This is a genomic window from Arenibacter palladensis (assembly GCF_900129275.1).
Taxonomy (GTDB): domain Bacteria; phylum Bacteroidota; class Bacteroidia; order Flavobacteriales; family Flavobacteriaceae; genus Arenibacter; species Arenibacter palladensis.
In genome coordinates this window covers 1-9814 of sequence record NZ_FQUX01000018.1, presented here as the reverse complement: position 1 = coordinate 9814, position 9814 = coordinate 1, and the positions used below count along the sequence as shown (strand labels likewise).

Below are 9814 nucleotides of genomic sequence, written 5' to 3'. Positions count from 1 at the left end.
CAATGTGATGGTGGACGGTTATAAATCCTATCGAAGGGATGGCCTGGGCGATCTACAACATATAACCAATGGAACATTCAAAAATATACATGCCGAAAGCACGATCGAGATATTTAAATCGAGTTACAAGTTTACATCTTTGAGGTTTTTAGGAGACCTCAAAAATGTTGCTTTTGAAAATATGACACTGAAGGACAATTCTCTGACGGCAACAATTTATCCGTTGGACTATACCAACGGGGACAATGTAACACTAAACAATGTTAATGTAATCACTACTGCCCTAGATGGATGCTTTAAGGTAAGTGGATCAAATAACACCATTCAAAGCTCAAGTTTGGTTACTTGCAATTGATACCATTAATACTCAACAGCACAGGTATATAAGGTCCCAGCCCTTCCCAACCAAATGGTGAAGGGGCCAGGATCATTATACATAGTACCATATCAAGTCAGAAAAATCGTTAAATCTTGATGAAAATCCGTCACCGAGAGGTGTAATAACATTTTTTGATCAATTGTCCTGTTCCAAACAACATCTTCGCCCAAGTACATTCGAAAACTAAATTTCAGCTAAAATTTTATACCTCATATCCCGTTCCAGTTCAGAATATTTAAACCGGGATTCAATAATTGGCTAAAATATAGCAAGTTGTATTTTGCCCAATTACCTTTAATCCAAATTATTTGCCTTTCATCGATTATTCCTTTTTTCTTAGCTCAGGGCAAAAAGGCCTCATTTACAACATTTTATATTTTTACCCCCCCTAAATTCACCTTTTACCATAAAAAAACATCAAAATTTATCAATGCCCTAAAACTTTTATGGGGTATATGTCAATAGAATGATTTTTAAATACATTTATAACAGAGAAAAAACGGAGGGTATAAAACCAATTTATCTGCTTTTTCCTCTACACTAATATTTTATTATATAGACAGCTTGGCAAGAGTATTATTTGCTTGCTGTTCATATAGCATTGCACAGAAAAACACTTCCCCAAGTTTGTTTTCATTTTCTTAACAGATAGAGCTAGTTTTTAAAACTTATAGTACTCCCTATTTTAGGGTTCGCTATAGATTTGAGAACATGGAAATTCCCCCATTCAATCGTTTATTTAAAATAATCCATATGATGAATTTCTACTCTTTAACCAATCGACCACTACCTTCATTATTAATTCTGGCTTTCAGCATTTTGATGTTTACAAATGGAAACGCCCAAAGTTTTAATGCCTCTAATCTTGTGGGTGAAAACATCAACAACCCTACGTCCCTAGAGTTTGGGCCCAATGGCAAGCTCTATGTGTCGGAGCAGCACGGCACTATTTTTGAATACAGTATTGAACGGGATGCCGCCCCTTCAGGGTCGGGCACCTATTCCGTCACCGCTACTTCGGTTATAAACAAAATCAAATTAGGAGTCCCTAATCACAATGATGATGGAACTATTAACACCATGGCCTCACGACAGGTTACTGGTTTAATGACTGCAGGTACCGCAACCAATCCAGTACTCTATGTAAGTTCTTCCGATGCCCGGATAGGGGGAGGTCCGGCGGGCAACGATTCCAACCTGGACACTAATTCGGGTATACTTTCGCGCCTTACCTGGACTGGAAGCGAATGGGATAAGGTAGATTTAGTACGTGGATTGCCTCGTTGTGAGGAGAACCATGCTGTTAACGGCATGGACTCCTTTCAAAAGGGAGGCAATACCTACATATTGCTTCAAACCGGGGGCAATGCCAATAAAGGCGCTCCCAGTAACAATTTCGGGGGTACTCAGGAGACCTTACTTTCCGGAGCACTCCTGATTATCAATATTACCCAATTGGAACAAATGGAGATGGCTAACGGGGGACCTTATATTGACAATCGTCAAGGATCAGTGAAATATATTTATGACCTCCCCACTGTGAACGATCCGGAACGGCCCGATATTGATAATACCAACCCTAATTTTCCTTATCTACCAGGACACCCGATGTACAATGCCACTATAGACCTAGGCGATCCTTTTGGTGGAAATGACGGGCTAAATCAGGCCTTCTCCGAATCCGGTGGCCCGGTTCAAATATTTTCTCCAGGGTACAGAAACGCCTATGATGTGGTTGTTACGGCCGACGGCCAGATTTACACCAGTGATAACGGAGGAAATACCGATTGGGGAGGATTACCAGTAATATACACCAGTGCGAACATCAGAAAAGGTGATGAATCCAATACCACCTATAACCCTGAGGCTGGTGACTATATCACCAACGAGTTTAACGAGTCTGGCAGCAATACAATAGGGGATGCTTTGCACTATGTTGGCACCATCAACGATGCCAACGGAACCTACTATGGTGGTCATCCAGACCCCATTCGCGCATTCCCCTCACGTGCCGGTGTGGTAAAACACCTGTTTAACGGGTCCGCTTGGGTTGTAGAAAGTTTGTACAATCTTGAAGATCTGTTGGTTGGCAGTTCTGGTTATTTTAACAATTCCTTCAACATCACCGATTTTCCGGATAATCCCGATCAGGGATTCTTTTTGGCGGGCGCCATTGAGGACCCCAGGGTAAATATATTTGATGTGGTAAACGTCTCTACCAATGGAATTTGTGAGTATACCGCCACCAATTTTGGAGGGGCCATGCAAGGTGACATTTTAACCGCCGCATTTGGTGGTTGGATAAACCGATATCAGCTTAACGCTTCTGGGGATGGTACAATTGCCAAGGACAATAATTTTCTATTAGGGTTCGGCAATGCTCCTTTGGACGTAATTGCGCAAGGAGACCCAGATCCATTTCCAGGAACAATCTGGGCTTTGACCTATAGTGGTAAAAACATAACTATTTTTGAACCCTCCGATTTTGGCAATTGCCCACAACCGGAGGATCTTGACTACGATCCCTTGGCAGACTCCGATTCGGATGGATACACCAATGGTGATGAAATAGATAACGGAACCAACCATTGCTCAGGTGGCAGCAAACCCAATGATAATGACGTTGACTTTATATCCGACCTCAACGATCCTGACGACGACAACGACGGTATCCCAGATGTCATGGATGCTTTTGCAACTGACCCAAATAACGGAACCACGACCAATCTCCCAATCCATTTCCCTTTCTGGAACAACGACCCAGGAACAGGTTTTGCCGGTTTGGGATTCACGGGTTGGATGACCAATGGCACAACAGATTATCTAAACCAATATGAGCCAAATAACCTTTCTTTTGGAGGGGCGGGTGGTAAAGCCACGTTGGATGCAACAAGTGAAGGAGATGCCTATGGCAGTATAAACGATCAGGACAATGGCTTTCAATTTGGAGTGAACGTAGATAGCAACTCACCACCCTTTACGGTACACACCGAAATAGAGAATCCGTTTTCCGGCCTTCCGCCGGAGGATTTCCAATCTTTGGGCATTTACATAGGTACTGGGGACCAAGACAATTACCTGAAAGTCGTCATCATGGACGGCATTTCGAATGGAGATGGAGTAGATGGGTTTGAGATAACCCTGGAGACTAATGGCAGTCCCAGCACCTCCACCTACGATGTCCCTGGTCTCTTGCCGGCTACGGCAGTAGATATTTATATTGGGGTAAACCCCGCCACAAACGCCGCTCAGCCATTCTATTCCATGAATGGGGGAATTAGCATTGAAACTATTGGGACCCCCATTACATTGCCTGCAGACTTTCTAAGTCCCAATGACGATATGGGCATGGCGGTAGGAATTATATCGACTTCGGTAGGATCGGGACCGGAATTTCCGGCTACCTGGGACTTTATCAATGTGACAGTGGATCAACCTTCAAATCTCTCCCTAAATCCCGATCCCGTAGATTTTGGTACCCTAGCCGTCAGTTCGGGCACGGCACAGCTAAATATAACGGCTAATAACGAAGGTAGCCCTGCTTCGGGATCTATAGAAATCACAGATATAGCAATTACCGGATCAGATTCCGCCCTATTTGACAATAGTACGGCCTTGCCTGTTCAAATTGGTCCAGGATCTGTACTGGTACTACCATTTAACTTTAGCCCGGACAACAATGCAGGAATCAAGAATGCCAATATAGTACTCACCCATACAGGTGCCAACTCTCCTACTACAGTCCCTGTTACCGCCAATCTCACCGATCGCATCCTGAGTATTAACAGTGGAGGTAACCAAACAACCTATGCCAGCAATATCTTTGAGCCAGACCAATTCTATACCGGGGGATCTACTTGGCAAAATACTGCGGCCACTTCCCTGCCACTACTCTATCAAACCGAACGGTATACCACCACGGGAACTCTTGCATACGACATACCCCTACCTAATGCGGAATATACGGTAGTACTCCATTTTGCCGAGATATATTGGGGAGCTGCCGGCGGAGGGGAAGGGGGCACCGGAAAACGTATCTTTGATGTGGACATAGAAGGTAATTTGGTACTGGACAATTATGACATCAATGCGGACGTAGGCCCGGAAACACCGGTGGCCAAATCATTTAACACATCGGTGACCGATGGGACCTTGAACATCAATTTCTCTTCATTGCCTGGTGCCGGAGGCGTGGATCAACCCAAAATATCCGCTATTGAGATCCTTGGCTCAGGAAGCCAGTTTCCTCCTCTGGCCGTAAACCCCATAGCAGATCAAACCAGTCCAACCGGCCTAGTAAACGACATTAGTGTTTCCGCGAGTGGCGGAGACCCAAACGCAGACTTCACCTTTAGTATATCCGGCCAGCCAACGGGCATCGACATTGAGCCGACCACTGGTCTAATATCTGGGACTATATCCAACGAGGCGATTAATGGCGGACCTAATGGTGATGGTATACATCAGGTGACCGTAAACGTAGACAAGCCCGGGTCTACGGCCGTCAGCATCAGTTTTAGTTGGACCATAAGTAGCATGACACTGATCAATACCGGTGGTTCACAGACCACATTTGCCGGTAATCTCTTTGAGGAAGATCAATTCTTTACTAGTGGATCGGTGTTCCACAATACTGCGGCCACATCCCTACCCCTACTTTATCAAACCGAACGTTATACTACATCCAGGACCCTTGCCTACAACATACCCCTTGCTAATGGGGATTATACCGTAGTACTCCATTTTGCCGAGATCTATTGGGGGGCCGCTGGAGGTGGCGAAGGAGGCATCGGCAAACGTATATTCGACGTGAATATCGAAGAGAATTTAGTCCTGGACAATTATGATATCAATGCAGACGTAGGCCCGGAAACACCTGTCACAAAATCCTTTGCCATCTCGGTGACCGATGGGACCTTGAACATCGACTTCTCTTCTTTGGCCAATGTGGGCGGGGTAGACCAACCCAAAATATCAGCCATTGAGGTCATCGCAGGAGGAAGCCAGTTTCCACCTTTGACGGTGAACCCCATAGCGGACCAAGACGGCCAAATAGGCCAAGATTTCAACCTTAGCGTTTCCGCTTCCGGTGGTGACCCTAATGCAAACTTCAACTATAGTATATCCGGCCAACCATCTGGCATCGATATAGCACCGACCACAGGCCAGATCTCTGGGACCATCGCAAGCGAGGCAATCAACGGCGGACCAAATGGTGATGGCATACATCAAGTAACCGTAACCGTGGACAAGTCCGGTTCTACACCCCTCAGCACCGGTTTCACATGGACCATAAATGACAAGACACTGATCAATACCGGTGGTCCACAGACCACATTTGCCGGTAATATATTTGAGGAGGACCAGTTTTTTACAGGCGGAATAATGTTCCACAATACTGCGGCCACATCCCTGCCCCTGCTCTATCAAACAGAACGTTACACCACATCTGGGACACTTGCCTACAACATACCCCTTGCTGATGGGGATTATACCGTAATACTCCATTTTGCCGAGATTTATTGGGGGGCCATCGGGGGCGGTGAAGGTGGCAGCGGAAAACGCATCTTTGATGTGAATATTGAAGGGAATCTTGTTCTGGACAATTATGACATCAACGCTGATGTTGGCCCCGAAGCCCCTGTCTCCAAATCCTTTGCCACATTGGTGACCGACGGAACGCTGAACATCGATTTCTCGTCATTGGCCAGTGTTGGAGGGGTAGACCAGCCCAAAATTTCTGCCATAGAAATAATCGCGGGAGGAAGTCAGTTTCCCCCTTTGACGGTAAACCCTATAGCGGATCAAAGCGGTCAAGTTGGCCAAACCACCGATCTTAGCGTTTCTGCTAGCGGTGGGGACCCCAACGCAAACTTCACCTATAGTATATCCGGACAACCATTGGGCATTGATATAGAGCCGACAAACGGACTGATCTTTGGGACTATCGCCAACGAGGCGATCAACGGCGGACCTAATGGCGATGGGGAGCACCAAGTAACGATCACAGTAGTTAAGCCGGGCTCTGCCGCGGTCAGTACCAGTTTTGCTTGGACGGTACAAACCACCACAACAACTTGGACGGATATTGATGAGAACGAAAATTATACTGGTCGCCACGAATGCTCCTTCGTCCAAGCAGGGGATAAATTTTACTTGATGGGAGGACGTGAAAACTCCAAGACCTTGGACATTTATGATTACACCAGTGATAGTTGGTCCTCATTAACAGATTCGGCCCCTGTGGAGTTTAATCACTACCAAGCTACCGAGTACCAAGGACTTATTTGGATCATTGGCGCCTTTAAGGACAACGTATTTCCTACTGAGGCCCCTGCAGATTATATATGGGCATTTGATCCTGTCTCACAGGCATGGATCCAAGGACCAGAGATACCTACATCCAGAAAGCGGGGCTCCTCCGGTTTGGTGGTCTACAATGATAAATTCTACATAGTGGGTGGGAATACCGTTGGTCACAATGGCGGATATGTATCATGGTTTGATGAATATGATCCGGCAACCGGAGCTTGGACAACATTGACCGATGCCCCACGGGCAAGGGACCACTTTCATGCCGTAGTAATCAATAATAAACTTTACGCCGCGGGCGGAAGATTGTCCGGAGGTAGCGGTGGAGCCTTCAAACCTGTCATTCCCGAGGTGGATGTATTCGATTTTATTTCAGGGACCTGGAGTACACTTCCCTCAAATCAAAATTTACCCACCCCTAGGGCTGCAGCTTCCACAGTAAATTTCAACAGTAAGTTGGTCGTGATAGGAGGTGAGATAGATAATGAACCGGTATATGGTGTCAATACGGATGATGCACTAAAAATCACCGAAGAGTATGACCCATCAACAGGAAATTGGATCAGATTGGCAGATATGAACCACAAGCGGCATGGTACTCAGGCAATCGTGTCAGGGGGAGGAATATTTGTTACGGCCGGCTCTCCGAACAAGGGAGGTGGCAACCAAAAAAACATGGAACATCTTGGGGCTGCCACCCCATCCGGAACAGCGATTATGGCGAGTATATTGACTGGTCCAGCAAGTATAGAAATAGAAGCGAACTCCACCACAAGTCTAAGCTTGGATGTAGCTGGCGGCAATCAAGGCATATATATTCGTTCAATACAGATTACGGGGGCCAATGCCGGCGATTTCAGTATTGTATCCGGTGGACTTAGCAATGGCTTGGTCAAATCCAATGATTCCCATAATCTCATTATTGCCTATAACAACGGTCAGACTGCAACCACAGCGAACCTATTGGTGGATTATGGCGCAGCAGCTCAATTGTCCATTCCCTTGAATGGTGATTCAGGAACCGTACAGAACGGGGTGACCGGTTTCACGCTTATCAATGCTGATACCAACAACGACTTGTACACCTTATATGAAGGCCAGATAATAGATGCTTCAACGGTTCAGGGAATTCCCTTGGCTATACGTGCCAACACAGATCCTGCCACGGTTGGGAGCGTTTTCCTCAGCCTTTCTGGGCAATTAAACAGTTCGAAGACCGAAAGTGCCGCACCCTATGCCCTTTTTGGGGACAATGGTGGCAATTATGCGGGGAGCCAACTACCGATCGGCAGTTATACTATGAGTGCCACTGCCTACAGTGGAGGGGGACATTCTGGCAGCGACCTCGGCAGCCTGATGATACAATTCAGCATTGTGGACCAGGGGGGAAATCTCCTGCCCACGGCAGTTGCTTCCGGAATTGCCGATACAGTGACCCCTTTTATGGTGCATTTCTCAAGTGCAGGGAGTAATGACCCTGACGGCAGTATCACAAGCTACTACTGGGATTTTGGTGATGGCCTGGGAACCTCTATGGAACCCAATCCTTCCTATACCTTCAATAATCCCGGTGATTATACGGCCACACTTACCGTTACCGATAATGAGGGTGATACGGATTCGGACTCGATTGTAATTACTGCAACAGACCCAACTACCAATGCAGTAGTGAGCTTTACCCTCATTGATGCGGATAATGACACCGATCTATTCAATTTGACCGAAGGTATGCAAATTGATATTGGTGACATACAGGATATAGGTCTGAATTTGAGGGCAAACACCGACCCCGAAACTGTCGGAAGTGTTTTATTGTCCCTTTCGGACCCTACATCTACATCTAGGACCGAAAGCGCAGCTCCCTATTCCCTCTTCGGTGATGTGGGTGGTGATTATATCTCGGGACAATTGTCTATGGGCAATTACACCATTAGTGCAACGGCCTATAGCGAGTCCAATCTTGGCGGATCCAATCTTGGCTCATTAACAATACAATTCGCTATTACCAATGCAAGTAATGCAAAGGACAGTGTTGAGGAGAACTGGAACGAAGAATCAAGCCTTAGCCTAAGCGAAGACATTATGGCCACAGCCGCCGGCCAATTGAACATTCTAATGTTTCCCAATCCCGCGTCCTCCATTGTTCAAATTAGTTTATCGGACCCAGATGTGGAACTTATAGAAATTTTGATATTTGATCTAAGTGGTAGATTGGCCCTGACAGTTGGTGTCCAACCTGTTACAGCAAGGAATAATCTCTATCAACTGGATGTTTCCGGATTGGAAGACGGCGTATATTATGTAAACTTAAGAACTAATGAAGCTGCAATTTACGGCTATGAACTTATAGTAAAAAAATAAGCTTTGCACTCTAAATGCACTATTTGTAATAAAAATTCTACGGTTTTATAGGGTTCTAAAATTCGGACTCTATAAAACCGCTAGAACTTTTTCAATAGTATAAATACAACCCTTGGGACTACAGGGAGGGGCATACGTGGTAAATTACCTTCATACCATATTCTTTTCCATAAACCTATGAAAGCAACTACACGGAATGCCCTCTTTTTAACAGAAATGAATAGAGCAGGGACAGCTGAAAATTTTCATTATTTCAGCACATTTTAAGGTCCGTTTACAATCCAAACAACCTTATGGCGAAATCATTTTATTCGATTACGGAACACAAAATAACCCCTATAAATAACTGATTACCAATAAATTTTAATGAAAAAATCGACAAACAAGACTAATTCGCTACTAAAAAGGTGTTATTCATCGAAAAAATACATGTTTTTGTCGATGAATTTTATTTTTTAAATATTTTTACTTACCCCATAAATAATCATTGCCACTTTATATTAATGTTACTTATGAAAAATCACCCCACCCTGCTATACATTGCAATAGTTCTCCTATTGACGTTTTTCTTAATTTCTTCCTGCGCAAAAGACTCTGATCTACTAGCCGAATATGTTATAGAAAAAAAATTGGAGGAAACAAGTACTACCGAAGAGGAAACAAGTACTACTGAGGAAGAAAATCCAAATGAGACCAACAAAGAAGATCAAAGTTCCAAAACCATACCATCGGATTTCGATTGGAGCAACATTCCAGTGGAAT

3 protein-coding genes are annotated in these 9814 nt (G+C 45.0%); all 3 read left to right on the top strand.

Annotated elements, in window-relative coordinates; all coding sequences use genetic code 11:
• On the top strand, positions 1-355 hold a 355-nt coding region (locus BUA60_RS23150), incomplete at its 5' end, for a glycoside hydrolase family protein (RefSeq protein WP_178347057.1).
• 777 nt (positions 356-1132) lie between these two features.
• Positions 1133-9052: a malectin domain-containing carbohydrate-binding protein gene (locus tag BUA60_RS22650; protein ID WP_178347056.1), complete on the top strand. Its 7920-nt coding sequence runs from the start codon at positions 1133-1135 to the stop codon at positions 9050-9052.
• 512 nt (positions 9053-9564) lie between these two features.
• Positions 9565-9814, top strand: a 250-nt coding sequence (locus BUA60_RS22645; protein WP_143153268.1) for a hypothetical protein, incomplete at its 3' end; no start/stop codon positions are given.

Excerpts from the sequence above, each read along its gene's own strand:
- BUA60_RS22650 (WP_178347056.1), top strand. The coding sequence starts at position 1,133 with ATGATGAATTTCTACTCTTTAACCAATCGACCACTACCTTCATTATTA.